Genomic DNA, 26,009 nt, shown 5'->3' on the forward strand with positions numbered 1-26,009 from the left:
TTTCCCGTCAGTTGAGCGCGGCACCCTTGGTTTCGGGCGCGCAGAGCGCCATCCACACCACTGCGATCAGCACCAGCCCACCTGTCAGGGCAAAGGTGAGCGGCAATCCCAGCACAGGCCACAGCAGCGAACCGAAAATCAACGGCACGAGCCCTGCGCCAACCCGGGAAACCGTTGACGCCCAGCCAAAGCCGGTCGCCCTCAGGTGCGTCGGATACAGCTCGGACACGTACGTGTACAGCACGGGGATGGCAACCTGGATGACAAAGCCAAACACCAAAAGCCACACCTGCGCGGCCACCGGCGCCTCCAATAGCAGCGCAAAAATCACCAGCGACAGCGCGGCGAGCGGGCCGGTGATGGCCAGGATCCACTTCCTGCCCACGCGTTCAACCAGAAGTGCGGCCGCCACCACACCGAGCAGTCCAATGGCTGTCATGGAGGCGGTGGCCATGAACGCCTTGTTTTCGGCATAGCCGGTGGCCACCAAAATGGATGGCATCCACGTCAGTGCACCGTAGTAGACCAGCAAGATTGTCAGGAACAACGACCACGCAACGCCTGTGATGCGCCAATTGAAGCGCCACAGCCCGGCCAACTGGTCTGTGACCTTGCCCAGGGAAAGCTTTGGGGCGGACGCCGGATCGGGCAACACCCAGGGGCCCACCGTGGCGCCAGTACGCGAAATGAGGGACTCGATGACGGACTTGGCCTCGGCACGCTTGCCCGCCCGCACCAGATACAGCGGCGACTCCGGGACGCGCACGCGCACCCAAAACACGAGCAGCGCGGGCAGCACCATGACAAGCATCAGGTAGCGCCAGTTCCCAAACGACGCCATGAGCACGGCTGAGACTACCCCGCACAGCGTGGCACCGATCGGCCACCACGCGTCCATCGCCGTCAGTACCCTGCCGCGGTGCTTGCGCGGTGTGAACTCACCCACCAGCGCATAGTCCACAGGGATGCACCCGCCCAAGCCGAAGCCTGCCATGAAGCGGAACACGCAAAACAGCACAATCTCGTTGGACACGGCGCCCAGCACGGTGAAAAGGGAGAAGATCAGAAGGGTCAGCGTGAAGGCCTTCTTGCGCCCGATGATGTCGGCGATGGATCCCCACGCAAACGCGCCAACGGCCATCCCGATCAGGTTTGCCGTACCGATCCACGCTGCCTGACCCGCGCTGAGCCCCCATTCCTTGGAGAGCAGCGGAATCAGGAAGCCGTTGAGCGTGACATCCCAGGCGTCGAACATGAATCCGAGCCCGCCAATGAGGAAAATGCTGCCCTGCACGCGCCACCGCCAGGGCAGCTCCTGCACTACTTGGTCGCCTTTCAACAGTTCGGTTGCGGTACTCATGGGGCCTTTCCGTTCATGGTGCAAAAGAATGGACGACGTCGGAGACGGCCTTGCGCAGGCCCGTCGCGTCGTTCCCGTCCCGGCTGGGGTTCACCCGGTTGGTCAGCAGCGCAATCACCGTCCGGTGTCCCTTGTCCACAAGGAGCGAGGTACCGGTGAACCCGCCGTGCCCGCGCGACTGCACGCCAGAGGAACCCATCCATGGCTGCTGGTTGATGCGCAGCCCGAGCCCCTGCCCGAAGCCGGGATCGGCAGGGTTGAAATTGCCGCCCAGGATTTCGGGCAGCTGGCTGCGCCACATCTCCGCGGCAAGCCCGGGGGAGAGGATGCCTGGCAGTCCGTCACGCAGCGCCGTGCCAAAAACGCGCAACCCGTCGGCCGTGGCGAACATGCCGGCGTTGCCGCTGAGTCCGCCCAACGACCACGCTGCTTCGTCATGCACAATACCCTGTACCAGGCCGCGGCCCAGTGCGGGCTGGAATTCCGTGGGTGCGCAGCGTTCCACCCGGGGCGTGCCCGTGATGTCAAGGGTTGGCAGCTGGTACAGCAGGCGTTCCTTGACCAATTGCCCCCAGGGCGTTTTCGTGACGTGTTCGGCCAGCGCCATGACCGTATTGAATCCGGCGCAGGAGTATTCAAAACGTGTTCCCGGTGCGCCGTCAAGGTCCGTTGCCAGCAGATCCGCAACGAGCACCTGCCGGTCAAAGCCGCGCCCCTGCGACAAGGCAGCATCCCAGCCTCGCCATTCCGACGGCAGCCCCGAGGTGTGCGTAAGCAGGTGCCGCAGCGTCACGGCGGACTTCGGCCCGCGCGCATAGGCCCGCAGATGACGGCCCACGGCCGTATCCAGCTCAAGGCTCCCGTCATCGACAAGGATCAAAGCCGTGACAGTGGTGAACAGCTTCGTGATGGAGGCCAGGTCAAAGAAAGTGTGGCGTCCGGCCTTCCCTGCGGCAAGGACAGGCAAGTCCTTGCCGGCAAGTGCGACGGCGCAACTCACCGCGGGTGCCACACCATCCTTGACTGCCTGGTCCAGCAGGCGCTGGAGGTCGCGTTGCAACTGTGCTGTCGTGGAGGGGAGGGTTGGGCTCATGATGGGTGCCGCCGTCGTACCTGGTAGGGGATGGGAGGGGGAGGGAAAGCAGTCTAGGGGGTGCCGGCGTCGATGGCAGCCGGCAGGAAACCGGAGTTCTCTGCCAGCAGCGTGGCGGCCTGGCTGGCGGACAGGCCTGTCATGATGGCAAGGATGGCGGCCTTGACGTGGCCCTCGGCGGCAGAAAGTGCTGCGGTGGCGGTGGCGGCGTCGCAGCCGGTGACCTGCATCAGGGTGCGCTCGCTGCGGGCATGCAGCTTGGCGTTCGTGGCGCGGAGGTCGACCATGACGTTTCTGTACGTCTTGCCGAGACGGACCATGGTGATGGTGCTGATCATGTTCAGGACTAGCTTTTGGCAGGTACCTGACTTCAGGCGTGTGGACCCTGTCAGGACTTCAGGGCCTACCTCAATCTCAAGTGCGGTGTCCGCGGCGGCTCCGAGCGCGGAGTTGTTGTTGCAGGCGAAGCCAACAGTGTAGGCGCCCCGGGCGCGGGCTGCGGTGACTGCGGCGATGACGTAGGGGGTGCGGCCTGAGGCGGCAATGCCCACCACGGAGTCGTTGGGTGTCAGCTCCAGCACTGCCATGTCGGCGGCACCTGACTCCTCGCTGTCCTCGGCGTTTTCAACTGCCTGGTTGACGGCGGCCCGGCCCCCGGCAATGACGCCGACCACCAGTGACGGATCGGTGCCAAAAGTGGGCGGGCATTCGCTGGCGTCCAGGATGCCCAGGCGGCCGGGGGTCCCAGCGCCCACGTAGATGAGCCGCCCGCCGCGTGACATGCGGGCGGCAATCTCGTCGATGATGGCGGCGATGGCAGGGAGCTGCTGTTCAATGGCGGCCGGGACACGTGCGTCCTCCGCGTTCATGGCGGCTACAAGTTCTGCCGTGGACAGGGCGGCCAGGTCCGGGTACAGGGGGTTTGAGGACTCCGTGACAAGCCCGCCGATCTCGGAGCGGACGGCGCCGATCACGGTTGAATTTTCGGGGGTGCTCATGGTGCTCCTTATGTCTGTTCCAGCAGGCTGATCACGGCTTCGGCCGTGACCTTGCTGAATCCGTGGCAGTGGATGGCTGCGTGGGTTGTGGGTGCAACGGGCGCCAGGCCTGCGTTGATGCACACGGCCGCCGGTGCCGTGGCGAAGACAAGTTCAAGCGATTCCTGTTGCTTTGGGGAGGCCATCGAATCGACGATGACAAGCACTGCGCCCCGCGCCTGCATGAGGGCAACTTCAAGCTCGGCACTTGAAAGCTCGACGGCGTTGAATTCGGTCACGGCGTAGCCCGCCAACGCAGTGGCGATGAAGTTCTCGGTGGGACCGGCAGCCATGTTGTGCCCGGTGCGGGCATCGACGAGGGTGACGACGCCTGAACCGGTGAGCACGGGCGTTGCGCGCAGCGAGGCCGCGCCCAATGCGTCCACCCGGCAGGCGCGGGCAGCGACCGAAACCCAGTCGACGTCGTCGTGCGTCCCACCCACAATCTCCCCGGCGCTCCAGCGTGCAAGCGCCTGGGTCCGGGCTGCCGCACGGCGCAGCACCTCCACGGGCAGGCGCCCGGACACTACGGCCTCGAACAAGGCGTCATAGACCTCCACGTAGCAGGACTCGTCGTCGCGCCCTGTGGTGTAGGCGTTCAGCGGGTTGCCCACGCAAAGGAGGTCGTTGCCGGCCAGCAGCGCCAGAACACCACCCTCGCCGGGGCCGACAGTAACGCGAACGGCGGCCATGTCAAGCGCGTCGGTGATCAGCACGCCGTCAAAACCCATGTCCCGCAGCAGCCGTGCCGCGGCCGGGTTCAGGGTTGCCGGGGCCTCGCCCAGTTCGGGGATGATGATGTGCGCGCTCATCATGGACGCCACGCCTGCATCCGTTGCGGCCTTGAACGGGGGCAGGTGGAACTCCGTCATTTCAGCCATTGTCAGTTCCACGCGGGCGGTGTCCATGTGTGAGTCAGCCACGGTGTCGCCGTGCCCGGGGAAATGCTTGGCGCAGGCGGCAACACGCAGTTCCTGGATGCCTGTGACGGCGGCGGCCGTGTGGGCGCTGACAAGGGCTGTGTCGGCGCCGAAGGCACGCACGCCAATCACGGGGTTCAGCGGGTTGGTGTTGACGTCGGCCACGGGTGCAATGGTCAGGTTGATGCCGGCATCACGGCACAGGCGGCCGATCACCCGGCCCGCGGCCGTAGTGATGGCAGGATCATTCAGGGCGCCGAGCACTGCAGCGCCGGGAATGGTGGAGCCGTCGCGGGCCTGCAGGCGCGTGACGTTGCCGCCCTCCTCGTCGACGCCGATGACGGCGTCGGGGTTGGCTGCGCGGATTGCGGCCGACAATGACGAAACCTGGCCCGGTGCGTCGGGATCAATGTTGTGGCCGAAGTAGACGACGCCGGCCAGCCCGTTTTCCAGTGCCCGCACCAACCATGGTGGTGCAGTTGTGCCAACGAAACCAGGCAGGATCACTGAATTGATCAGGCGCGGAAGATCCGACGGAAGTTCGGAGGAACGGGCATCTGCCGGGGACGGGGCGTGGTGCGGCTCACGTGAAGTCATAGGTGAGATCTTACCGGCGCCGAAGTGCCCTAAACTTTATGTGTCGCCTTACACAAGCCACCCCCTGGAGAATTTCTGTGACCAGCGTTCCTCTTAACCGTGTTCCCATCCGCCGGGCCTTGATCTCGGTCTACGACAAAACCGGTCTGGAGGAGTTGGCGATCGGCCTGCACGCCGCCGGAGTTGCCATTGTTTCCACCGGTTCCACCGCATCAAAGATCGCCGCAGCAGGTGTGCCGGTGACCGAGGTTTCCGAAGTGACAGGGTTCCCCGAAGCACTCGACGGCCGTGTCAAGACACTTCACCCTCTGGTCCACGCAGGTATTCTGGCTGACCGCCGCCTGCCCGACCACGTGCGCCAGCTCGAAGAGATGAACGTTGAGCCCTTCGACCTCGTCGTGGTCAACCTGTACCCGTTCGTTGACACCGTGAACTCAGGTGCCGGCCAGGACGCAGTCGTTGAGCAGATCGACATTGGCGGCCCCTCCATGGTCCGCGCAGCAGCCAAGAACCACCCATCGGTGGCAGTGGTTGTGGACCCCGAACGTTACGGCGACGTCATCGCAGCAGCCCAGTCGGGCGGCTTCACGCTCCTGGCCCGCCAGCGCCTCGCCGCCGCAGCCTTCTCCCACACCGCAGCCTACGACAACGCCGTTGCCGCCTGGACCTCGGCCCAGTTCCTTGACGACGACGGCGACGGCCTCATCGACTGGCCTGCCTACGCCGGATATTCCCTGGAGCGTTCAGAGGTTCTGCGCTACGGCGAAAACCCGCACCAGCAGGCAGCCCTGTACGTCGACAAGGCAGCACCGGCCGGCATCGCCCAGGCCGACCAGCTCCACGGCAAGGCCATGAGCTACAACAACTTCGTTGACGCCGACGCCGCCCTCCGCGCAGCGTTCGACTTCGCCGATCCTGCCGTTGCCGTCGTCAAGCACGCCAACCCGTGCGGTGTCGCCGTGGCCTCCCCGGACGCCGTGGACCCCATCGCCGACGCCCACGCCAAGGCCCACGCCTGCGACCCGCTCTCCGCTTTCGGTGGCGTCATTGCCGCAAACCGCACGGTCACGGCGGCCATGGCCCGCACCGTGGCAGGCATCTTCACCGAAGTTGTCATCGCCCCCGACTTCGAGCCCGAAGCCGTGGAGATCCTCTCCAAGAAGAAGAACATCCGCCTGCTGGCCCTGCCCGAGGGCTACGGCCGCTACCCGGCGGAGGTCCGCCAGGTCTCGGGCGGCATGCTCGTGCAGATGTCCGACCGCGTTGACGCCGACGGTGACAACCCCGCCAACTGGACCCTCGCCGCCGGTGCCCCGGCCGACGACACAACCCTCGCGGACCTGGTCTTCGCCTGGACAGCTGTCCGCGCAGCAAAGTCCAACGCCATCCTGCTCGCCAACAATGGCGCAGCCGTGGGCATCGGCATGGGCCAGGTCAACCGAGTAGATTCCTGCAAGCTCGCAGTGGAACGCGCCAACACCTTGGGCGTCGCAGTCGAGTCCGACGTTGACGCAGCCGGTGGCGCATCAGGGGCCCCCGAAGGCGCCGTGTCCGTCAAGCGCTCTGTCGGTGCCGTGGCTTCCTCCGATGCGTTCTTCCCGTTCGCCGACGGCCTGCAGATCCTGCTCGACGCCGGTGTCCGCGCCGTCGTCCAGCCCGGCGGCTCAGTCCGCGACGAGGAAGTCATCGCCGCGGCCAACGCTGCAGGCATCACGATGTACTTCACCGGGGCGCGCCATTTCTTCCACTAACCTCTGTCAGTGGCTGCTTGAGCCTGGCATTTTGGCCACACTGATCATCGGTGCTGGCCTGCTGGCCTGCTGGCCTTCCTTGCGCTGCTTGTGGGCATCGTGGTTCAACTCCGGCGGCGCTAGCATCCTGCCAAAGTTCGACGGCGGCCGGCCACCTTTTTGCGGAAGGAGGCCGGCCGCCGTCGTACTTTAAGATCAACTGGCGCAGGGGAAGTACCTGCTATTCGCCGCCTTCTTTGCGGGCGCCGAGTTCGGCGTCGAGGCGCAGCAGACCGTTGCCGTCAGCACCAATCAGGCGCACACGGCCGATGATTTCACCAACACTGGCCTCTTCCTCGAGTTGTTCCTCAACGAACCAGTTCAGCAGGGGGATGGAATCGATGTCACCGTCCTGCTGGGCCAGACGGTACAGGTTGCGGATGGCCTCGGACACCTTCTGCTCGTGCGCCAGGGACGCCTCAAAGGCCTCGAGCACCGTCGTGATGGTGACATTGGGGGCCGTGATGGTGCCAATCTTCGGGGCGGCATTGCGGTCGGTCATGTGGTCGGTGAACTTTTGTGCGTGCACCAACTCCTCCGCCGACTGGGCCAAGAACCAGCTGGAGATTCCTGGCAGGTCAAAGACCTCCATTTCAATGGCCAGCTGGCGGTAGACCACTGAGGCCTGAATCTCCAACGTGATTTGGTTGTTGAAGGCGTCTGAGAGTTTTCCTTTGAGTTCCATGCCTTTCAACGTAGTCCCTGCCGGCTTTCAGTGCACAATAGTTCAGGCTCACCTGGTGCGGTGCGCACATGTCCTGCCACATTTCCACGATCCGATAGCGGGCAAACGTGGGGTCTCGGGTAAGTTAGGTAGGGAAAGAAATCTCACCAGATTCTCAGTAATCCATTGAATTTTCGTAGGAGAGCGCTTACCCATGGCCAAAATCATTTACACACTGACAGACGAAGCCCCCATGCTGGCCACGTACTCACTCCTTCCGATTGTTGAGGCCTTCGCCTCCACGGCAGGCGTTGACGTGGAAACCCGCGACATCTCCCTTTCCGGACGCATCATCTCCGTGTTCGGGGACTTCCTCACCGAAGATCAGCGCGTCGCGGATGCTCTGGCAGAACTGGGCGCCCTGGCAAAGAGCCCGGATGCCAACATCATCAAGCTGCCGAACATCAGCGCCTCCATCCCGCAGCTGAAGGCAGCCATTGCCGAGCTTCAGGGCCAGGGCTTCGCCCTTCCGTCCTACCCCGATGACCCCTCCACTGACGAAGAAAAGGACGTTCGCGCCCGCTACGACAAGATCAAGGGCAGTGCCGTGAACCCGGTCCTGCGCGAAGGTAACTCCGACCGCCGCGCACCCTTGTCCGTCAAGAACTACGCCAAGGCCAACCCGCACAGCATGGGCGCCTGGTCCGCTGACTCCAAGACCAATGTCGCCACCATGGACAGTGGCGACTTCCGCCACAACGAGAAGTCAGTTGTCATCGAGGCCGATGACAAGATCAAGATCCAGTTCGTCGCAGCCGACGGCACCGTCACTGTCCTGAAGGACGCTTTCCCGGTTCTGGCCAACGAAGTTGTTGACGGCACCGTCATGCGTGCTGCTGCGCTTGACGAGTTCCTCGCCGCTCAGGTTGCCCGCGCCAAGGAAGAGGGCATCCTGCTCTCGGCCCACCTCAAGGCCACCATGATGAAGGTTTCGGACCCCATCATCTTCGGTCACGTCGTGAAGGCCTACTTCCCCGAACTGTTCGCCGAATTTGGCCCCGCGCTGGATTCCGTCGGCCTGAGCCCGGCCAACGGCCTGGCCTCCATCATCAACGGCCTTGACGCACTGCCTGCCGACGTTCGCGCCGGCATCGAAGCCGCCATCAAGAAGGGCTACGAAGACGGCCCGGCCCTGGCCATGGTTGATTCCGACAAGGGCATCACCAACCTTCACGTCCCCTCCGACGTCATCGTTGACGCCTCCATGCCCGCCATGATCCGCACCTCGGGCCACATGTGGGGCGCCGACGGCCAGGAGCATGACACCCTTGCCGTCCTGCCTGACAGCAGCTACGCAGGTGTCTACCAGGTGACCATCGAGGACTGCCGTGCACACGGCGCCTTCGATCCGACCACCATGGGCACCGTCCCCAACGTCGGCCTCATGGCACAGGCCGCCGAGGAATACGGCAGCCACGACAAGACCTTCGAACTAGCCGAAAACGGCACCGTGCAGATCGTCAACTCCGCAGGCGAGGTCCTGATCCAGCACGACGTCGCCCCCGGCGACATCTGGCGCGCCTGCCAGGTCAAGGACATCCCCGTCCGCGACTGGGTCAAGCTCGCAGTCACCCGTGCCCGCGCCTCAGCGACTCCCGCCATCTTCTGGTTGGATGAGACCCGCGCACACGACGCCAACTTGATCGTCAAGGTCAACGACTACTTGAAGGACCACGATACCGACGGCCTGGACATCCAGATCATGTCCCCGGAGAAGGCAACCGCCTTCACACTGGAGCGCATCCGTCGCGGCGAAGACACCATCTCCGTCACGGGCAACGTCCTGCGTGACTACCTGACCGATTTGTTCCCGATCCTGGAACTGGGCACCAGCGCCAAGATGCTCTCCATCGTGCCGCTGATCGCCGGCGGTGGCTTGTTCGAGACCGGAGCCGGTGGCTCCGCCCCGAAGCACGTCCAGCAGCTCATCAAGGAAAACCACCTTCGCTGGGATTCACTGGGCGAGTTCCTGGCCCTGGCTGTCAGCTTCGAGCACCTCGCGGTGACCGAGGGCAACGCCCGCGCACAGATCCTGGCCGACACCCTGGACCGGGCAACCGGCACGTTCCTGCTGCAGGACAAGTCCCCGAAGCGCAAGGTTGGCGAACTCGACAACCGCGGCAGCCACTTCCACCTGGCCAAGTTCTGGGCCCAGGAACTCACTGCACAGACCGTTGACGCCGAACTGGCGGCTGCCTTCTCCGCCATCGCCGAGGACCTGACCAACAACGAAGAAGCTATCATCAACGAACTGGCCGTCGTACAGGGTTCACCGGTTGACCTGGGCGGCTACTACCGTCCCGACGCGGCCAAGGTCGCAGCCATCATGCGCCCGTCCGCACTGCTGAACAAGGTCATCGCGACCCTGTCATAGTCCCCGGCCCCCGGCCCGCAAAATCGCTGACGCGATTTTCCAGGCACAAGAAAAGCCCGTCTCCTACAGGGGACGGGCTTTTCTCGTCCCCAGACCTCACCGCCGAGTGATTTGGCACCACTAACTTCTGTTACCAGATCTTTACGTGCTGGGTGTGTCCTGCGCCACATGCTACGGGGTAGTGTCAGCTTCGTGAAGCAGACGGCTGCACGGGACAATGATGTCCCGTGGGCCTTGTTGCCTACTTCGAAAGGTGAACTAAATGATTCGCAAGAAAGTAATGACAACGCTTGGGGTGGCCGCTACCGTGGCGCTTTTGATGACGTCCTGCGCCAACCAAGCCGCGGCACCAGGTTCCACCACCGGAAGTGGAAGCGGCCTGAACCTAGACATCCCGGTTCTAACTTCCATTCAAACCCCCAAGGATGCCGTGCTCCCCGCCGGCGACGGGAAGGCTGTTTGCCCTTCAACGACCACCCTGGCCTACATTGGTGCAGAGACCGGCGCCAATGCACAACTCGGCATCAACATCTTCAACGGCATCCAACTCGCCATCAATGAGCACAACAAGGCCAATGCCGGTTGCCAGGTGGCATTCAAGAAGTTTGATACCGAGGGTGACCCAACCAAGGCCACCGGCCCTGTCACGCAGGCCACGAAGGAATCAGACATCATCGGCGTCATAGGCCTGCCGTTCTCAGGCGAATCCAAGGCAACAGGAAACATCTTCGAGCAGGTCAAGCTCGTCCACATCACCCCCGCCGCAACCAACCCGGGATTGACCACAAACGGCTGGAGCACCTTCTTCCGGGGCTTGGGCAATGACGCCGTGCAGGGACCGGCGGCAGCCAAGTTCATGACAGAGAAATTGGGTGCCAAGAAGGTCTACCTGGTCCAGGATGACTCCGACTACGGAATCGGCCTCGGTGGCACGACCACGAAGGCCTTGGGCACTGCATTGATCGGCTCGGACAAGGTCACCACCGGACAGAAGGACTTTTCCGCGACGATCTCAAAGATCATAAACGCCGGTGCCGACGCCGTGTTCTACTCGGGCTACTTTGCCGAGGGTGCACCCTTCGACCAGCAGCTGATGGCCAAGGGATTCAAGGGCGCATTTGTCGGCCCCGACGGTGTTAAGGATGACCAGTTCATCAAGCAGGCAGGCGATGCATCCGCCAACGCCTTCTTCACCTGCCCCTGCATCCCGGGTGAACTGATCCCGACCTTCGCCAAGGCCTACACTGCGCTGACCAATGCACAGCCCGGCACATACTCCATTGAGGGTTACGACGCCGCAACGGTGCTGCTGTCAGGAATCGACAAGGGCAACCAGGACCGCCCGAAGCTCCTTGACTGGGTCAAGAACTACGACGCATCCGGACTGAGCAAGCATTACAAGTGGAATTCCACCGGTGAGCTCCAGGCCCCGGCCGTCTACGGCTACCGTGTGATGAACGGGAAGATCGTACCGATCGGGCCGATCGGATAGTCATCACGGCCAAAGGATGTTGTGGAGTGCGCTGTCAAGGCGCTCCACAACATCCATTTGGTTAGGTCCTCACACCCGTTCAATGAGTCAGGCCCGGACGATGCTGTGCCGCCCCCGACTGGATCAGGAAGTACCTATGCTTGCTACGCTTCTTTCGGCCGTCCCGGCTGAAAGCGATTGGATCAACTTCGATGTTCCAACGCTGATACAAAATTTCTGGAGCGCCACCTTTGACGGCCTCACGTTTGGTTCCATCTACGCACTCGTCGCCCTCGGCTACACCCTCGTCTACGGCGTCCTGAACCTGATCAACTTCGCCCACTCCGAAGTGTTCATCATGGGTTGCTACGGAGTCTTCTTCACCCTCAGCTTTCTGGGTTTCGGCCCTTCCGCGCCAAACCTTGGTGCTGGTGCGATTGTTCTGAACCTTCTCCTGGCGCTTCTTGCAGCCATTGTGGCATCGGCAGCCACGGCATTCCTGGTCGAACGTCTTGCCTACAGGCCGTTGCGCAAACGCAACGCACCCCGGCTGGTCTACTTGATCACGGCCATTGGCGCATCCTTTGTGATCCAGTACCTGATCTTTTTATGGCGCGGTCCGCTGCCGGAGCCGGCCCTGACAATGTTCATCCCCACACCCATCTTTGAGGTGTTCGGAACCATCATTGACTCACAGCAGCTAGTCATTGTGGTGGCTGCCGTCATCATGATGGTTTTGGTTGACCAGTTCATCCGGCGCTCCCGCACTGGCCGAGGCATCCGTGCCGTGGCCCAGGACCCGGACACGGCTACCTTGATGGGTGTGAACAAGGAAAAGATCATTGTCACCACCTTCATCATTGGAGGCGTCCTGGCCGGTGCCGCAGCACTGTTTTACGTCATGAAGATCCCCTCTGGTGTGCAGTACAACGGCGGATTCATTCTCGGCATCAAAGCCTTCGCCGCAGCAGTCCTTGGCGGCATTGGCAACGTCCGTGGCGCCCTCCTCGGTGGCTTGCTGCTGGGCCTGATTGGCAACTACGGCCAGATCCTCCTCGGCAGCTCGCAGTGGACAGACGTTGTGGCCTTTGTGGTTCTCGTCCTGGTCCTGTTGATCCGCCCTGAAGGCATCCTAGGCACCTCCTTGGGAAGGAGCAAGGCATGAGCACCACAGATGGACCAACACCCCTGCCCGGGGCCAAAGCCGCCCAGTCAGCGGCCAACCGCCAGGCAGCGCAGAAGAATCCCAGCATCAGCGCAGACGCACCCCACAAGACCAGCAGGTTTGGTCGGTGGAGTGAAAAGTGGCAGGCCATGCCCCGCCAGAAGCAGTGGCTGTACCTGCTTATCGTTGTGGCGGTGGCGTACCTGTTGCCCATTTTGAACCCGCCCATCCTCTCCACCGAGCCCGGCAACGACTTCCCCTTGGCCTTGTTCTCCATGGCCGTTTACGCGCTGGTCGCGGTGGGCCTGAACATCGTGATCGGCTACGCGGGCTTGCTGGATTTGGGATACATAGCCTTCTTCGCGGTCGGATCCTACACGGCAGCCATGCTGACCAGCCCGGATTCGCCCTTCATCAAAATCCCGTACCTTTGGACCATTCCGCTGGCCATTGTGGTGGCCATGTGCATCGGCGTGATCCTGGGCATCCCCACCCTGCGCCTGCGCGGTGACTACCTGGCCATCGTGACACTGGGCTTTGGTGAAATCATCCGCATCCTGGCCACGCTCATCCCGGCCATGAAGGGCCAGGTGGGCTTCCAGAATGTTGGCCGCCCGCCCGGCATGGACGCGGATGGCATACCCGTTTTTGCCAATTCGAATGGAACGCCGTGGTACTGGCTGACACTGACCATCTTGATCATTGTCCTGCTGCTGGCCAGCAACCTGGAGCGGAGCCGTGTGGGCCGTTCCTGGATCGCCATCCGTGAGGACGAGGACGCCGCCGAAACCATGGGTGTTCCCACCTTCAAGTACAAGGTGTGGGCGTTCGCCCTTGGCGCCGGTGTGGGTGGCATGTCCGGTGCCCTGTTCGCCGGCCAAGTGGGCTTCGTAAACAATCAAAAGTTCGACGTCGTCACCTCCATCCTGTTCGTCGCCGCCGTGGTTCTAGGTGGCGTCGGCAACAAGGTGGGTGCCGTGTTTGGCGGGGCCCTGGTGGCCTACATTCCGCTGCGGTTCACGGCCATTGCCGAGTACAAGTACCTGATCTTCGGGCTGGCCCTGATGCTGATCATGATCTACCGCTCCAAGGGCTTGATCCCTGCCCGCAACAGGCTGCTGGCCTACGGGCAGGAAGCCTATGCGCGCGTGCGCAATGGCCTGCCGAAGAAGTCGGCCGTTGCCACTGAAAAGGAGTTCTAGCCGTGGGTGCACACAGTGAAGGCGTTCCGGTTTCCGAAAATGCCAGCGGCGAATCTCCCATTGAAGTCATAGATCCCCTGGTGGTTCCAGAAGCGGTGGCCGAGGCCGCCGCGCCGGAGCGTGAGATCGACGTTGCGGTGGGGGACGATTTGGTGGAGGTGAAAAACCTGACTGTCAAATTTGGCGGCCTGGTTGCCTTGGACAATGTCAGCTTTACCATCAAGCGTGGCGAGATCTTGGGCCTCATTGGTCCCAATGGTGCTGGGAAAACAACGTGCTTCAATGCCATGACGGGCGTGTACAAACCAACCAGCGGACAGGTCCTGCTCGAGGGCCGCGCGCTCAACGGCATGAAACAGCATAAGATCACCAGGGCCGGCCTGGCCAGGACGTTCCAGAACATCCGCCTTTTTGGCGAGATGACGGCGTTGGAGAACGTTGCCGTGGGTCTTGACGCCCGGCACAAAACCTCCGTTGTAGGTGCCCTGCTGCGCCTTCCCCGGCACAGGGATGAGGAGAAGACTGCCATTGAGCGCGGCATGGCGTTGCTGGAGTTTGTCGGCATTGCCGAACATGCCGGTTCGCTGGCCCGGAACTTGTCCTATGGCAGCCAGCGGCGCCTGGAGATTGCGCGGGCGCTGGCCACGGATCCCAAGCTGCTGTGCCTTGATGAACCGGCGGCCGGGTTCAACCCGGCCGAGAAGGAAGACCTCATGGCACTCATCCGGACGATCCGCAACGACGGCTATACGGTGCTGTTGATTGAGCACGACATGAAACTGGTCATGGGCGTGACAGACCGAATAGTGGTCCTGGAATTCGGCAAGAAGATCGCCGACGACGTGCCATCTGTGATTAGGGAAGACCCGAAGGTCGTTTCCGCCTACCTAGGGGAGCCTGAAGATGACTTTGCTTGAGCTGAAGGACGTTTCCGTCCACTACGGCCGGATCCAGGCCATCCACAATATGTCCTTCACGGTGGATGAAGGCGAGATTGTCTCCCTCATCGGTGCCAATGGTGCCGGCAAGACCACCACCATGCGCACCATTTCCGGACTTCTCAACCCCTCCCACGGGTCCATCACATTCATGGGGGAGGACATCACCAAGATGAAGGCCCACATCCGGGTGGTTCAGGGAATCTCCCAGGCACCGGAAGGGCGCGGCATCTTCCCCGCCATGACGGTTTTGGAGAACCTGGACATGGGAACGTTTGGGCGCAAGGACAGGACCGGTGTCAGTGAGGACCTGGAGCGTGTCTTTACCTTGTTCCCGCGACTGAAGGAACGCGAAAAGCAGTATGGCGGCACCATGAGCGGCGGCGAGCAGCAAATGCTCGCCATTGGCCGCGCCCTGATGTCCCGGCCCAAGCTGCTGCTCCTGGATGAGCCGTCCATGGGTCTGGCGCCACAGTTCATCCGGCAGATCTTCAAGATCATCACCGAGATCAACAGCCAGGGCACCACGGTGCTGCTGGTGGAACAAAACGCCAACCAGGCCCTGGCCAGGGCGCACAGGGCGTTTGTTCTGGAGACGGGGGAGATCACGCACAGCGGCACCGGCAAGGAACTGCTGGCCAACCCCGCCATTAAGGAAGCCTATCTGGGTGGCTAGCTCCCGTAGTTGCCTACGCGGGCTGCAGGTCGGTGCGGGAATCGTTGGCGTAGTGCACGCCGATCTGGCGGCGGGCGTCGTCGAACAGTTCCATGATGGCCAGCGAGTCAGCCAACGGCATGGTGGCACTTTCGGTCAGGCCGGCCTGGATGCAGCGGGTGACTTCGCGCAGCTGGTAGGTGTAGCCGCTGCCGGGGTGCTCAAACATTTCCGTGCGCTCGGAGTTCCAACCGACGCTGATCCGCAGGCCCTTGGGGTTGTTGACGGAGCCAATGGTCTCAATGAAGCCTTCGGTGCCTGACACCGTGGCCACGCGCGGGCCGTGTGAGGACAGGTAGCTGATGAGCTGGGCCTGGGCGCCGTTGCCATAACTGAGCGTGAGCGTGTTTTGCCCATCAACGCCCAACGCCGTCAGTTCGGCGGTGGCCGCCACAGCGTCCGGTTTGCCGAGGGTGGACCAAGCCCACAGCAGCGGATAGACACTGATGTCCAGGAGCGCACCACCGCCGTCCGCGGGCGCCCAGATCCGGGCGGAATCATCCACAGGTGCTGGGAAGCCCAGATCGGCACGGACCCACTTGACCTGACCAATTTCGCCGGACTCAATGATCTCCAGCGCACGCTGGAAGCCAGGGACGAAGCGTGCCCAGACTGCCTCCATGAGGAACAACTTCTTGGCCCGGGCCAGTGCGATCAGGGCCCGCGTCTCGGCGGCTGTGATGGTCAGGGCCTTCTCGCACAAGACATGCTTGCCGGCCTCCAGAGCGGCCTTGACGATGTCGTAGTGCTGGGCGTGCGGTGTGGCCACGTAGACCACGTCAATGTCCGGGTCCGCAACCAGCTGGAGGTAGCCGGGGCCACTGGTGCCGGAGGCGCCGCCGTCGTAATAGTGCGCGGAAAAGCCGAATTTAGCGGCGAACTCCGCGGCGCTCTTCTGGCCACGGGAGCTGACTGCCTGCAATACGGCGTCCTCGAGCAGGGCCAGATCTGCCGTGACAGTGTTGGCGATGCTTCCTGTGGCAACAACACCCCACCGCAAAGCTGTGCCGGTGGCTGCGAGGGTTTCCGGGTTGAAGGAGGTGTACCAGTCGGGCGTGCCGACAAAACGTGGGATGGTCATGGCTCAATTCTGCCAGCAACCCCCGGATGGCGAACGAACATGACGAAGGCCCCGTGCGGCGTCGTAATTAACTTACGACGCCGGACGGGGCCTTGAGTGTCTGGCGAACCGTGGGAAGGGGTTCAGCCCTTGACGGAACCGCTCATCAGGCCGCCAACAAAGTACTTGCCCAACAGCATGTAGACAATGAGGGTGGGGACTGAGGCGATGAGTGCGCCGGCCATGGAGGCGGCGTAGTCGGTGAGCTGGCCACCGGCGAGGAAGGACAACGCGATCGTCACCGGGCCGTTGCGGCCTGAGGAGAAGAACGCGGCAAACAGGTAGTCGTTCCAGGCGGAGGTGAACTGCCAGATCAGCACAACGACGAAGCCGGGCATGGAGACGGGCAGGATGACCGAGCCGTAGGTGCGCAGGATGCCTGCACCATCCATGCGTGCAGCCTCGATGAGCTCATCGGGGATTGACGCATAGTAGTTGCGGAAGATCAGCGTACAGATCGGCAGGCCGTAAACAATGTGCAGCAGCAACAGGGACGGAATGCCCTGCGGCACGCCCAGATCGCTGACAAGCTGCGTCAGCGGGATCATGACTGCCTGGTACGGGATGAACATGCCGAACAGGATCAAGGTGAAGACGATGTTCGCGCCGGGGAACTTCCACTTGGCGAGCACGTAGCCGTTGATGGAGCCCAGGAAGGCCGAGATCAGGGCGGAGGGCACCACCAGCAAGACAGTTCGGCCCAGTGAGGGGGCCAGCGTGTTCCAAGCCTTCAACCAACCGCCGGTTTCCCAGACTTGGGGGAGGTACCAGGCCCGCGAGGGGTCGGCGTCGGCCGTACCCTTGAAGCTGGTGATGAACAAAACGTAGGCCGGAAGCAAAATGATGATGACGAAGAAGATCAGCAGCGCGTACTTCAACGTGCGGTTGATACGGCGCTTGGTGTTCCGCTTGGCATCAGATTTCATGTCCTGCGCGGAACGCGCGCGTTTCTTGTTGTCCAGTGTGGCGGTCGCCATTAGCGCTTCTCCATCCGTGAGGTGTACCAGAGGTAGGGGATGACAACCAGGGCCACCAGAACCAGGAGAATGGTTCCGATCGCGGCGGCATCGGCGTAGTCGCTGCCGATGTACTTGACCCACATCAAGGTGGCGGGAACCTGTACGTCGTAGGTGTTGGCGTCCGGAACAATGGCACGGATGAGGTCAAAGAGCTTCAAGGACATGTGGCCGATGATGATGACGGCGGAAAGCATGACCGGGCTCAGCTGGGGGAAGATGACATGGCGGTAAAGCTTCCACTCGGTGCAACCATCGATGCGGGCCGCTTCGCGCAGCTCGTCGGGAATGCCTCGGAAGCCGGCAAGGAACAAGGCCATGACGTAACCGGACAGCTGCCAGATGGCAGGTACGGCAATGGCGGCGATGCCCCAGTTGGGGTTGGACCACCAGTCGTTTTGCAGTGCACCCACGCCAACGCTGTCAAGCAGACGGTTCAGGCCGGTGGTGCGTTCACCACCGGGCTGGGAGGTCTGCAGGCTCGAGAGCAGCCAGCGCCAGACAACACCTGAAGCGATGAAGGAGACAGACATGGGGAACAGGTACACGGAGCGGAAGAAGCCTTCGCCCTTGACCGGCTGTTCCAGAATCCAGGCCCATAGGAAGCCGAAAATCAACGTGCCGCCGAGGAAGACGACGGTGAGGATCAGCAGGTTCCACAGCGAGTGCTGGAAGTTGGCGTCGGCCAACAGGTTTGTGTAGTTCTCGAAACCAACGTACTTGTTGCTGGGTTTCGCCGTGTGCTGGTTGGTGAGGCTGACTCGGAAGTTTTCAATGATCAGCCAGTAGACGAAGACGCCCACCAGGATGATTGTGGGAGCCAGCAGCAGTACGCTGGGGCCCCATGTTTTTGCGCGCTTTAACATTGTTTGCCTAATTCGTTCCGAAGAAAATCGGGACTGCATGGGTTGGGGGCGGCGCAACATGCTTGCCGCGGCCGCCCCCAACCTGGGTGCAGTTATTACTTTGCGAACTTCTTCGCGAGGTCTGCTGCGGAGGTCTGCAGACCGGCGACGTTCTTGTCGCCGCCGAACTTGCTGACAGCCGTGCTCAAATCGTTCAACCAGGCAACGGGCACTGCTGCACCGTGGGCGAGGGAGGAAACGATCTTGTCCTGGCTGAAGTCCTTGATGGCGCTCTTCTGGTATTCAGAGAAGTCATCGGTCTTGGCGGTGGTGTTGGCCGGGATGGAGCCCTTGACCTTGTTGAAGGCGGTCTGGCCAGCGGCCGAGCCGATGGTGGTCAGCCAAGCCTTGGCGCCGGCCGGGTTCGGGGCACCCTTGGGCAGGGTGAAGGAGTCGGCGAGGAAGTCAAACGTTCCTGCGGTACCCGGTGTCGGGAAGTATACGTAGTCAACGCCGGGCTTGTTGCCGTCCTGAGCGAACTTGGCCTCGGCCCAGTCTCCCATGACGTTGTAGGCTGCTGCGCCGTCCTGGACCAGCTGCGTTGCCGGAGCCCAGTCGCTGAGGGAGTCGCGGTCGGTGTTGGTGTAGCTGAGAGCCTTCTCGTAAGCCTTGATGGCTGTGGTGACGTCGGCGCTCTTCCAGTCAGTCTTGCCGTCCCAGAGGCCGTTGTAGCCCTCGGTGCCAAGGCTGGAGAGCAGGATGTTTTCAAACAGCTGGACCTGTGTCCAGGAACCGGCAACCGCCAAGGGGATCTTGCCCGAAGCCTTGACCTTGTCCATGTCGGCGAACCAGCCGGCGAGGTCGGTGGCAGGCTTGGTGGCGTCAACGCCGGCCTTCTTCAGGACCTCAACATTGGCCCAAACCACGTTTGCACGGTGGATGTTCGAAGGCACGGAGTAGATCTTGCCGTCAACGGTCAGACGGTCGATCAGGTCCTTGGGGAACTGCGAGGTCAGGTTGTTGTCCTTGTAGAAGCCACTGAGGTCCTCGAGCTGGCCAGCGTCGATGTAGTCCTGGAGTTCGGCACCTGCGTGGGCCTGGAAGGAATCCGGCGGGTTGCCGGCCTTGAGCTGTGCGGCCAGGACGCTCTTGGCCTGTGAGCCTGCACCACCGGCAACAGCCAGGTTGTCAAAGGTGACCTTCGGGAATTCCTTGCTGAAGACACTGACCAGGGCATCCAGGCCGGCCTTCTCGGAGCCATCGGCCCACCAGGTGAAGACGCCGACCTTTCCGGTTGCATCCTTGGCGTTGGAGCTGTCGGTGGGGGCAGTGTCGGCGCCGCCACAGGCTGCCAGGGTCAGACCCAGCGCTGCAACTCCGGCAAGCAACGATAGACGACGTCGCATATGATTCCTCCGTGAATAATTGTGTGAAAGTGATGAAATTTGAAGGTATATGAAATACCCTTCACCAAAAGTTACCTGTATCACTAATTGCAGTCAACTATTTAACGCAACGGATTGATAACATTCGTAACTGTTGGGAACTTCTCGGTGAGGTGATACGGGTTAGTGCTGTCCGTGGCGGCTGTGGGTCAATGCCAGGGAGATGGCTCCCAGGACCTCCGCCCTGTCGCCAAGTGAGGACATAGTGACGGTGGTTGCCTCGCCAATTGCCGGCACGGCATGCCTGACAAGTCCGCGCCGGATGGGGTTCAGCAGCGTTTCGCCCAGTGCCGCCAGTGGTCCGCCGACCACGATAATTTCGGGGTTGATCATGTTGACCACATTGGCCACCGCCCGACCGACGGCCATGCCGGCGTCGTCGATGACGCGCAGCGCCGCCACGTCGCCGGACGTGGCCCGCACAATGATGTCGGGGACGGTCAGTGGCACGAGCTCGCCCCTGCTGAGCAGTTCGATCATCACGGCTGTTGATGCGACCGTTTCGAGGCAGCCCCGGTTGCCGCAACGGCACACGAGACCCTGGTCAAAGATGGTTGAGTGGCCAATCTCGCCGGTAATCCCCGAGTGCCCGTAGTAGGGGGAGCCGCCAAGAATCAGCCCGGCGCCGATTCCACTGCCGATCTTCAGGAACATCAAGTCCCGGGCGGCGCGGTGTTCACCCCACGTGACCTGGGCAAGTGCGCCAAGATTGGCGTCGTTGTCAGCGCAGACCGGCAGGCCCAGGGCCTGCTCGAGCTCGGAAACGAGATTCACACCCACCCATTCAGGCAGGATCGCACCCCGGACGACAGTCCCCGTGCGGTGGTCAATTGGCCCCGGAACCCCGACGCCGGCGCCAATGACATTGCTGCGCGAAATTCCGGACTCCGACAGAAGCTCATCAAGCATGACTGCTGCCGCGGCAATGCTTTCGGCAGCCAGGTGGCCAAGCGGAAGCTGGGCATATTTTTCGGCAACTACCCGCAGGTTCGGGCTCGCCAGCACGAGGCGCACGTGGCTGCGGCCGAAGTCGATGCCCAGTGCGATATCCGGTGTTTCCAGCAGTGACACCGCCAGGGCCCGCCGCCCTGAACTGGTGGTGGGGCTGGTGGTGGCCAGTCCATCGGCGCACATGACCTTGACGATGTTGGAGATTGTGGCCGTGGAAAGCCCGGTGGTCCGGGCAAGTTCCGCCTGGGGCAAGGGGCCTTGTTCGCGCAGCGCGGCGACAATCAATTGTTCGTTGCGCTGGCGCAATGCTGACTGAGAGCCGGGCCTTGGGACGTGCTCAGCAAGATGGGATGGGTTGTCACTCATAGGTAGTAGCGTGCATCACATATAGGCTTGTAGTCAAGAAACTAACGCATGATGGCCATTGGGATGATTTCGCTTTAACATAAAATTCAAAAAATGGATTCACCACGGCGGCCGGATAGCTTCGGAGGCCATTGAGGGGCATGTGCCGTTGATTGAATGTTCCGTAATTATTGAATTTGTTTGAATTTAATCGTAAATGTTATCAGCAGGGACGAGGTGAAGGCCCGCGGCGCTGTCAGGGCTGGAGCTGCTTGTGCTTGCGGGCAAGGGCCACGTACGTCCTTGCGTTTTCGCGAACATGCTCGCGTTCCTCGGTGCTGAGTTCCCGGCGGACCTTGGCCGGAACCCCCGCCACCAGTGAACCGGGCGGAACGATCGTCCCCTCCAGGACCACCGCTCCTGCGGCCACGAGGGAGCCTTTGCCAATGACTGCCCCATTCAAGATGGTGGCACCCATGCCAACGAGGCAGTCGTCCTCAACAGTGCAGCCGTGCACGATGGCGCCGTGCCCCACACTGACGCCGTTGCCCAAAGAGGTGGGGAAGCCGGGGTCTGCGTGCAGCACCACATTGTCCTGCAGGTTGCTGCCAGCGCCCACGGTGATTGAATTGCTGTCCCCACGCATGACGACTCCATAAAAGGCGCTCGAGTCCGCTCCCAGCACGGCCCGGCCGATGAGCGTGGCATTGTGGGCCACGAAGGCGGTTTCATGGACCGAGGGGGCATTTCCGTCAAAGGCGATCAAGTGATTCATAACGGTTCCAATTCCAGGAGGGGGCGGACGGTGCAGCGGGTGATTAAATGCACTGCGCTTCACCTCGATGCTACCCAAAATGAGTTGGGCAGGCACGATATGATTGATTCTCCTTGACTGCGGACAAGTTCGACGCCGGCCGGGTACCGGTAGGCGCCTGCCTCCCCCCAGCGGATGACCATGCCGGCGGTGCCGGAAGGCATGCCGCACGGATAAGGAAAGCCCAGGACCGCGCAACCCAGTCCGCTCCCCGGGCTCCACACAGAATGGAAATCTTAGGATGTCACCTGCTGATCAGCCGGGTCAGAGGAAAGCCAAGAATGTGTCCGGCAGTGGTTTGCCCGGCACCGGGCCCGCCGTCGGGCTGGGCCGTCAGCTGGCCCGCCGCAAGCCGTTCGGGCAGATGGTCCATGAGGCCGGCAGCGGAACGGACGGCCGGAAACTGGTCCGCAGCTTTGGTGTCCTGCAACTGACGATGATCAGCGTCGGCGCCACACTGGGCACCGGCATCTTTGTCATCCTCGGCGACTCCGTGCCCTTGGCCGGACCCGCCATCTTCATATCCTTCATCATCGCCGGTATCGCGGCACTGCTCTCAGCCATGTCCTACGCTGAAATGGCGGGCATGGTCCCGGTCTCCGGATCCAGCTATTCCTACACCTACGCCACGCTGGGGGAGGGCATGGCCTGGATCTGCGGCTGGTGCCTGGTGCTTGAATACGCCGTCTCCGTGGCCGCCGTCGCCGTCGGCGCCGGACAGTACGTCAACGAGTCGGTGGCCGGATTTGGCTGGGCCCTGCCCGCCTTCATATCGCAGCCGCCAGGCGAGGGCGGCCTGCTGAACCTGCCCGCCATGGTGATCGTGCTGTTGTCCATGGTGCTGCTGGTCCGCGGTGCCAAGGAAAGCGCCTGGGTCAACACTGCCATCGTCATGGTCAAGATCGTCGTCCTGCTGTTCTTCTGTGTCGTTGCCTTCACGGCCTTCAACGCCGGAAACTTCACCCCGCTCATGCCGATGGGTGCCGCAGGCGTTTCCGCCGCGGCGTCGCGCGTGTTCTTCTCCTACATCGGGTTCGACGCCGCCTCCACAGCCGGTGAGGAGGCCAAGAATCCGCAGCGCGACCTGCCCCGGGCCATCCTGATCTCGATGGCCATTGTCACGAGCATCTACGTGCTTGTGGCCGTTGCCGCCGTCGGGGCCCGCCAGTGGACCTGGTTTGACGGAACCCAGGCGTCCCTGGTCAAGATCTTGCTTGAAATCACGAACCAGCCATGGATGGCGCTGGTCTTTTCCGTGGGCGCGGTCCTGGCCATTACCAGCGTTGTGCTGACAGTCATGTACGGTCAAACCCGCATCCTGCTGTCCATGTCCCGCGACGGGCTTGTGCCGAAGATCTTTGGCCGCATTTCAGAAAAGCGCGGCACTCCCGTGGCCGGCACGTTGATTGTCGGGATCGCGGTGGCGCTGACCGCAGGCGTTGTGCCGCTGGGCGCCCTGGCCGATGCCACCAGCATCGGCACCTTGTTCGCCTTCGCCCTTGTCAACGTCGCGGTGATTTACCTGCGCCGCAACCGGCCCGAACTCAAGCGCAGCTACATGGTCCTGTTCTACCCGATCACACCAATCCTTGGCGCCTTCATGTGCCTCTACCTGATGATCAACTTAGGGGGCAGGACCTGGCTCGTGTTCCTCGCCTGGATGCTCGTCGGGATGGTGGCCTACTTCGGCTACGGCCGCCGCCACTCCCGGGTGGCTGCGCTCTCGCAGGCTGATTACGAGATGCTTTCCGTCCACGGCCTCGAGTCCGAGCCGGCAGGGCTCCCCAACACGCCTTAGCCACCGCCGCCCCCACGTACCGGCGCGTCTTTTACCAGCGCGGATGGATGTCCGCGCGCAGCAGGGAGTTGTAGATGTCCTGCACGCCCGCCGTAAAGTCATGGCCCAGGTCCGGCAGGGAACCGGCTGCGGCATTGGAGAGTGCCTGCGCCGTGGAACGTGCACCGGGAATCACCGTGGAAACACCGTCGAGCTGTGACACCCAGGCGATGGCAGCCTGGGCCGGGGTGATGCCCGCGGTGCCGGCCGAGGCCTGTGCCGCCGTCGTGCCTTCCAGGGCGGCGGCAAGTGCCGAGAACCGGCCTGCGGCCTCGAGCCCGACGGCGTAGTCAACCCCTGAGAAGGTCTCGCCAACATCAAAGTGGCTTCCGTCGCGGTTGTAGTTTCGGTGGTCGTTCTCGGCGAAGGTGGTGCCGGAGGTGTATTTCCCGGACAGCAGGCCGCTGGCCAGCGGGACGCGGGCAATGATGCCAACGCCGGCCTCGCGCGCCGCCGGCAGGACCTCGTCCAGCGGCTTGAGGCGGAAGGCGTTCAGGATGATCTGGATTGTGGCAACGTTGGGCCGTGCGATGGCCGCCAGGGCCTGCCCGCACGTTTCAACACTGAGGCCGTAATGGGCGATTGCGCCGTCGGCAACAAGGGTGTCAAGGGCGTCGTAAACCTCGTTGGATGTGACAACGGCCGTGGGCGGGCAGTGCAGCTGCACCAGGTCGAGGGTGTCCACGCCCAAGTTTTTGCGCGACCTGTCGGTCCAGGCCCGGAAGTTCTCCAGTACGTAGTTTTCCGGGACCTGATCCATGCGGCGGCCCATTTTGGTGGCCACGGTGATGGTGTCTGCGGCGCCGCGCTCCCGCAGGAACCTGCCAATGGCCTGCTCGCTGCGTCCGTCGCCGTAGACGTCGGCAGTGTCGAAGAAAGTTACGCCGGAGTCGGCGGAAGCTCCCAGCACGGCCAGGGCGTCGGCTTCGCTGACATCGCCCCAGTCTGCGCCGAGCTGCCACGTGCCCAGCCCCACGCCGGACACCGAACGGTTTGTTTTCCCCAAGGCATGTATTTGCATGGCACAAGCCTAGCCACAACTGCGGGCCAGTTGGAACAGGCGGGGACTAGCCGAACACAACCGTTCTGTGGCCATCGAGCAGGACACGGTGTTCTGCGTGCCACTGCACTGCCTGCGCCAGGGTCCGGGCCTCTACCGCGCGGCCCATGGAAACGAACTGCTCCACCGAGTGGCCGTGATCCACACGGATGACTTCCTGCTCAATGATGGGGCCTTCATCAAGTACGGCCGTGACGTAGTGGGCTGTCGCCCCGATGATCTTCACACCGCGGGCATGGGCCTGGTGGTAGGGTTTGGCGCCCTTGAAGGACGGCAGGAACGAGTGGTGGATGTTGATGGCCCGCCCGGCCAGGTGGTTGCAGAGGTTGTCGGAGAGCACCTGCATGTAGCGCGCAAGAACAACAAGTTCGACGCCGAGCTCGGCCACCAGCTCCAGCAGCTGCCCTTCGGCCTCGGCTTTCGTCTCGGGGGTGACGGGGATGTAATAGAACGGGATCCCGTAAAAATCGGCCAGTGGCTTCAGGTCCAAGTGGTTGGAAACGATCGCGGGAATCTCCACCGGCAGGGTTCCCGAGCGCTGCAGGAACAACAGATCGTTCAGGCAGTGGGCTGCCTTGGACGCCAGGATCAGGGTGCGGACAGGAGCGCCGGCGCGGTGCAGGGTCCACTTCAGGGCAAAGGTGTCCGCGACCGACTCGAGGTGCTCGCGGAGGCGGCTGAACGCCGTCGTGGTTTCCACGGCAACGCGCATGAAAAAGGTGCCGGTGTCGGGGTTCCCGTACTGCTGGGAGTCGGTGATGTTGCAGCCCGCGTCGAGCAGCGAGCCGGAGACGGCGTGGACAATGCCCGGCTGGTCGGCGCAGGACAGCGTCAATACGTATCCGTGCGTGGCGGCGGGGTTGGTCTCGGCGGGGGAGTTCAAGTCAGTCACCCGGTCAACGTTACCGTCCAATTCCCTCCCTGTACTACAATCAAGGGGTTGCGACTGGCGATGAGGTGGGACACCACCGGGGAGCAGCACGAGCGCAGACCTCACGATCGTACGCCTGGGACGAGAGGTCACGTAAAGCCAATGCATGCCGTTGGCCGTGAGGATTTTTCCTGCACACTTTTCCGGGCACGAAGGCGCCCTGGGTAAAAGTTACTTGTCAGTATGAAGCCCAAATACGGCCACCGGCGCATTAGCGATAACCTTTCCTTGAAGAGTTTTTTCGTGCTGCCTACTCAGG

21 protein-coding genes are annotated in these 26,009 nt (G+C 62.5%); 8 read left to right on the top strand and 13 right to left on the bottom strand.

The features are described from left to right. Positions 1–7 precede the first annotated feature (7 nt). The 4 genes from AAGW05_RS03245 to AAGW05_RS03260 are packed head-to-tail and all read right to left on the bottom strand — an operon-like array spanning position 8 to position 5,007. The gene (locus AAGW05_RS03245; protein WP_411803034.1) at positions 8–1,360 is read right to left on the bottom strand and encodes an MFS transporter; all 1,353 of its coding nucleotides are present in this window, start codon (positions 1,358–1,360) and stop codon (positions 8–10) included. Between the two features lie 13 nt (positions 1,361–1,373). Continuing rightward, positions 1,374–2,453, bottom strand: a complete 1,080-nt coding sequence (locus tag AAGW05_RS03250) for a serine hydrolase domain-containing protein (RefSeq protein ID WP_411803035.1) — start codon at positions 2,451–2,453, stop codon at positions 1,374–1,376. A gap of 53 nt (positions 2,454–2,506) precedes the next feature. Further along, the gene (gene murQ / locus AAGW05_RS03255; protein ID WP_411803036.1) at positions 2,507–3,451 is read right to left on the bottom strand and encodes an N-acetylmuramic acid 6-phosphate etherase; all 945 of its coding nucleotides are present in this window, start codon (positions 3,449–3,451) and stop codon (positions 2,507–2,509) included. Positions 3,452–3,459: 8 nt separating this feature from the next. Beyond that, positions 3,460–5,007, bottom strand: a complete 1,548-nt coding sequence (locus AAGW05_RS03260; protein WP_411803037.1) for a glycoside hydrolase family 3 protein — start codon at positions 5,005–5,007, stop codon at positions 3,460–3,462. 77 nt (positions 5,008–5,084) lie between these two features. On the opposite strand from AAGW05_RS03260, the gene purH reads away from it, so the two are divergent. Next, positions 5,085–6,758 carry a bifunctional phosphoribosylaminoimidazolecarboxamide formyltransferase/IMP cyclohydrolase gene (gene purH / locus AAGW05_RS03265; RefSeq protein WP_411803038.1) on the top strand — a complete coding sequence of 558 codons (1,674 nt, stop codon included), beginning with the start codon at positions 5,085–5,087 and terminating at the stop codon, positions 6,756–6,758. 220 nt (positions 6,759–6,978) lie between these two features. Here purH and AAGW05_RS03270 read toward each other — a convergent pair whose 3' ends face one another. After that, positions 6,979–7,482: a ferritin gene (locus AAGW05_RS03270; RefSeq protein ID WP_411803039.1), complete on the bottom strand. Its 504-nt coding sequence runs from the start codon at positions 7,480–7,482 to the stop codon at positions 6,979–6,981. A 193-nt stretch (positions 7,483–7,675) separates the two neighbouring features. Between AAGW05_RS03270 and AAGW05_RS03275 the strand changes: the two genes are divergently transcribed. The 6 genes from AAGW05_RS03275 (at position 7,676) to AAGW05_RS03300 (ending at position 15,347) form a co-directional block, all read left to right on the top strand. Beyond that, positions 7,676–9,895, top strand: coding sequence for an NADP-dependent isocitrate dehydrogenase (locus AAGW05_RS03275; protein ID WP_411803040.1), 2,220 nt, complete (start codon positions 7,676–7,678; stop codon positions 9,893–9,895). Between the two features lie 262 nt (positions 9,896–10,157). Next, the gene (locus AAGW05_RS03280) at positions 10,158–11,387 is read left to right on the top strand and encodes a branched-chain amino acid ABC transporter substrate-binding protein (RefSeq protein WP_411803041.1); all 1,230 of its coding nucleotides are present in this window, start codon (positions 10,158–10,160) and stop codon (positions 11,385–11,387) included. Positions 11,388–11,523: 136 nt separating this feature from the next. Continuing rightward, a complete protein-coding gene (locus AAGW05_RS03285) occupies positions 11,524–12,531 on the top strand; it encodes a branched-chain amino acid ABC transporter permease (RefSeq protein ID WP_411803042.1) in 1,008 nt (335 codons plus the stop codon). Positions 12,532–12,680: 149 nt separating this feature from the next. Continuing rightward, positions 12,681–13,733 (top strand): branched-chain amino acid ABC transporter permease, encoded by a 1,053-nt coding sequence (locus tag AAGW05_RS03290; RefSeq protein WP_411803190.1) that lies wholly within the window; start codon positions 12,681–12,683, stop codon positions 13,731–13,733. Positions 13,734–13,792: 59 nt separating this feature from the next. Beyond that, a complete protein-coding gene (locus AAGW05_RS03295) occupies positions 13,793–14,650 on the top strand; it encodes an ABC transporter ATP-binding protein (RefSeq protein ID WP_411803191.1) in 858 nt (285 codons plus the stop codon). Beyond that, on the top strand, positions 14,643–15,347 hold the full coding sequence (locus AAGW05_RS03300; RefSeq protein WP_411803192.1) for an ABC transporter ATP-binding protein: 705 nt from the start codon (positions 14,643–14,645) through the stop codon (positions 15,345–15,347). The genes AAGW05_RS03295 and AAGW05_RS03300 overlap by 8 nt, the downstream gene beginning before the upstream one ends. A 13-nt stretch (positions 15,348–15,360) precedes the next feature. Here AAGW05_RS03300 and AAGW05_RS03305 read toward each other — a convergent pair whose 3' ends face one another. The 6 genes from AAGW05_RS03305 to AAGW05_RS03330 all read right to left on the bottom strand — a co-directional run bounded on the left by AAGW05_RS03305 (position 15,361) and on the right by AAGW05_RS03330 (position 21,883). Further along, positions 15,361–16,467, bottom strand: coding sequence for a Gfo/Idh/MocA family protein (locus AAGW05_RS03305; protein ID WP_411803043.1), 1,107 nt, complete (start codon positions 16,465–16,467; stop codon positions 15,361–15,363). A gap of 122 nt (positions 16,468–16,589) precedes the next feature. Further along, positions 16,590–17,483, bottom strand: a complete 894-nt coding sequence (locus AAGW05_RS03310; protein ID WP_411803044.1) for a carbohydrate ABC transporter permease — start codon at positions 17,481–17,483, stop codon at positions 16,590–16,592. After that, entirely contained in the window at positions 17,483–18,388 is a 906-nt protein-coding gene (locus tag AAGW05_RS03315) for a carbohydrate ABC transporter permease (RefSeq protein WP_411803045.1), read from the bottom strand. The genes AAGW05_RS03310 and AAGW05_RS03315 overlap by 1 nt, the downstream gene beginning before the upstream one ends. Before the next feature lie 95 nt (positions 18,389–18,483). Then, on the bottom strand, positions 18,484–19,773 hold the full coding sequence (locus AAGW05_RS03320; protein ID WP_411803046.1) for an ABC transporter substrate-binding protein: 1,290 nt from the start codon (positions 19,771–19,773) through the stop codon (positions 18,484–18,486). A gap of 162 nt (positions 19,774–19,935) precedes the next feature. Next, positions 19,936–21,129 (bottom strand): ROK family protein, encoded by a 1,194-nt coding sequence (locus AAGW05_RS03325; protein WP_411803047.1) that lies wholly within the window; start codon positions 21,127–21,129, stop codon positions 19,936–19,938. 235 nt (positions 21,130–21,364) lie between these two features. Further along, positions 21,365–21,883, bottom strand: a complete 519-nt coding sequence (locus AAGW05_RS03330; protein WP_411803048.1) for a gamma carbonic anhydrase family protein — start codon at positions 21,881–21,883, stop codon at positions 21,365–21,367. Positions 21,884–22,286: 403 nt separating this feature from the next. Between AAGW05_RS03330 and AAGW05_RS03335 the strand changes: the two genes are divergently transcribed. Further along, positions 22,287–23,720, top strand: a complete 1,434-nt coding sequence (locus AAGW05_RS03335; RefSeq protein ID WP_411803193.1) for an amino acid permease — start codon at positions 22,287–22,289, stop codon at positions 23,718–23,720. A 31-nt stretch (positions 23,721–23,751) separates the two neighbouring features. Here the strand turns inward: AAGW05_RS03335 and AAGW05_RS03340 are convergent, their stop codons facing one another. After that, positions 23,752–24,780, bottom strand: coding sequence for an aldo/keto reductase (locus AAGW05_RS03340; RefSeq protein ID WP_411803049.1), 1,029 nt, complete (start codon positions 24,778–24,780; stop codon positions 23,752–23,754). 46 nt (positions 24,781–24,826) lie between these two features. After that, positions 24,827–25,711 (bottom strand): formyltetrahydrofolate deformylase, encoded by an 885-nt coding sequence (gene purU / locus AAGW05_RS03345; RefSeq protein WP_411803050.1) that lies wholly within the window; start codon positions 25,709–25,711, stop codon positions 24,827–24,829. Between the last annotated feature and the right edge of the window lie 298 nt (positions 25,712–26,009).

It is taken from the genome of Arthrobacter sp. LAPM80, assembly GCF_046736435.1.
Taxonomy (GTDB): Bacteria; Actinomycetota; Actinomycetes; order Actinomycetales; family Micrococcaceae; genus Specibacter.

Bases quoted from the DNA above. Each gene is read 5' to 3' on its own strand.
- AAGW05_RS03245 (WP_411803034.1), bottom strand. From the start codon at position 1,360: ATGAGTACCGCAACCGAACTGTTGAAAGGCGACCAAGTAGTGCAGGAG.
- AAGW05_RS03250 (WP_411803035.1), bottom strand. From the start codon at position 2,453: ATGAGCCCAACCCTCCCCTCCACGACAGCACAGTTGCAACGCGACCTC.
- murQ (WP_411803036.1), bottom strand. From the start codon at position 3,451: ATGAGCACCCCCGAAAATTCAACCGTGATCGGCGCCGTCCGCTCCGAG.
- AAGW05_RS03260 (WP_411803037.1), bottom strand. From the start codon at position 5,007: ATGACTTCACGTGAGCCGCACCACGCCCCGTCCCCGGCAGATGCCCGT.
- AAGW05_RS03270 (WP_411803039.1), bottom strand. From the start codon at position 7,482: ATGGAACTCAAAGGAAAACTCTCAGACGCCTTCAACAACCAAATCACG.
- AAGW05_RS03275 (WP_411803040.1), top strand. From the start codon at position 7,676: ATGGCCAAAATCATTTACACACTGACAGACGAAGCCCCCATGCTGGCC.
- AAGW05_RS03280 (WP_411803041.1), top strand. From the start codon at position 10,158: ATGATTCGCAAGAAAGTAATGACAACGCTTGGGGTGGCCGCTACCGTG.
- AAGW05_RS03285 (WP_411803042.1), top strand. From the start codon at position 11,524: ATGCTTGCTACGCTTCTTTCGGCCGTCCCGGCTGAAAGCGATTGGATC.
- AAGW05_RS03290 (WP_411803190.1), top strand. From the start codon at position 12,681: ATGCCCCGCCAGAAGCAGTGGCTGTACCTGCTTATCGTTGTGGCGGTG.
- AAGW05_RS03305 (WP_411803043.1), bottom strand. From the start codon at position 16,467: ATGACCATCCCACGTTTTGTCGGCACGCCCGACTGGTACACCTCCTTC.
- AAGW05_RS03310 (WP_411803044.1), bottom strand. From the start codon at position 17,483: ATGGCGACCGCCACACTGGACAACAAGAAACGCGCGCGTTCCGCGCAG.
- AAGW05_RS03315 (WP_411803045.1), bottom strand. From the start codon at position 18,388: ATGTTAAAGCGCGCAAAAACATGGGGCCCCAGCGTACTGCTGCTGGCT.
- AAGW05_RS03320 (WP_411803046.1), bottom strand. From the start codon at position 19,773: ATGCGACGTCGTCTATCGTTGCTTGCCGGAGTTGCAGCGCTGGGTCTG.
- AAGW05_RS03325 (WP_411803047.1), bottom strand. From the start codon at position 21,129: ATGAGTGACAACCCATCCCATCTTGCTGAGCACGTCCCAAGGCCCGGC.
- AAGW05_RS03330 (WP_411803048.1), bottom strand. From the start codon at position 21,883: ATGAATCACTTGATCGCCTTTGACGGAAATGCCCCCTCGGTCCATGAA.
- AAGW05_RS03335 (WP_411803193.1), top strand. From the start codon at position 22,287: ATGGTCCATGAGGCCGGCAGCGGAACGGACGGCCGGAAACTGGTCCGC.
- AAGW05_RS03340 (WP_411803049.1), bottom strand. From the start codon at position 24,780: ATGCAAATACATGCCTTGGGGAAAACAAACCGTTCGGTGTCCGGCGTG.